Consider the following 647-nt stretch of genomic DNA (forward strand, 5'->3'; position numbering starts at 1 on the left):
GCGTTCCTCTTGCCCATCAGTTCCTCGACATGGTTGATCGCCTGCTTGGTGAGCCAGTTGCCCAGGCGCGGCTGCGCCACCAGCTTCGCCGCCATCGCTGCGACCGTTTCGCGCAGCGCCTCGCGCGAGACGATCTTGTTGACCATGCCGAACTGCTCGGCCCGCTGCGCGCTCATCCGCTCGCCCAAGAGCAGGAACTCCTTGGCGACGCGCGGGGGGAGTTCATAGGCATGGGCGAAATATTCAACGCCCGGGATGCCCATGCGGTTGACTGGGTCCTGGAAGAAGGCGTCGTCGGTGGCGACGATGAGGTCGCATACCCAGGCGAGCATGAGGCCGCCCGCGACGCAGGCCCCCTGCACCATGGCGATGGTGGGCTTTGGCGCGTCGCGCCAGCGGCGGCACATGCCGACATATTGCTCCTTCTCGCGCGTGTAGAGCAATTCGGCCGCGGGTTTGTTGACATGGCCCGGCACCAGTAGCCGGTTCTCGAAATGCTTGTGCAGATCGCGGCCGGGCGTGCCGATGTCATGCCCGGCCGAGAAATGCTTGCCGTTGCCGCCCAGCACGATCGCGCGCACATCGTCATCGTTCGTCGCCTTCACAAAGGCGTCGTCGAGCGCATAGGTCATCTGGCCGTTCTGGGC

General features: G+C 65.2%; 1 protein-coding gene. It reads right to left on the bottom strand.

All coding sequences use genetic code 11. The features are described 5' to 3' along the window. On the bottom strand, window positions 1–632 hold a 632-nt coding region (locus tag ACFO3E_RS15495), incomplete at its 3' end, for an enoyl-CoA hydratase (RefSeq protein WP_465269441.1). Window positions 633–647 lie beyond the last annotated feature (15 nt).

The sequence above is a fragment of the Sphingobium tyrosinilyticum genome (genome assembly GCF_042654265.1).
Taxonomy (GTDB): Bacteria; Pseudomonadota; Alphaproteobacteria; order Sphingomonadales; family Sphingomonadaceae; genus Sphingobium; species Sphingobium tyrosinilyticum.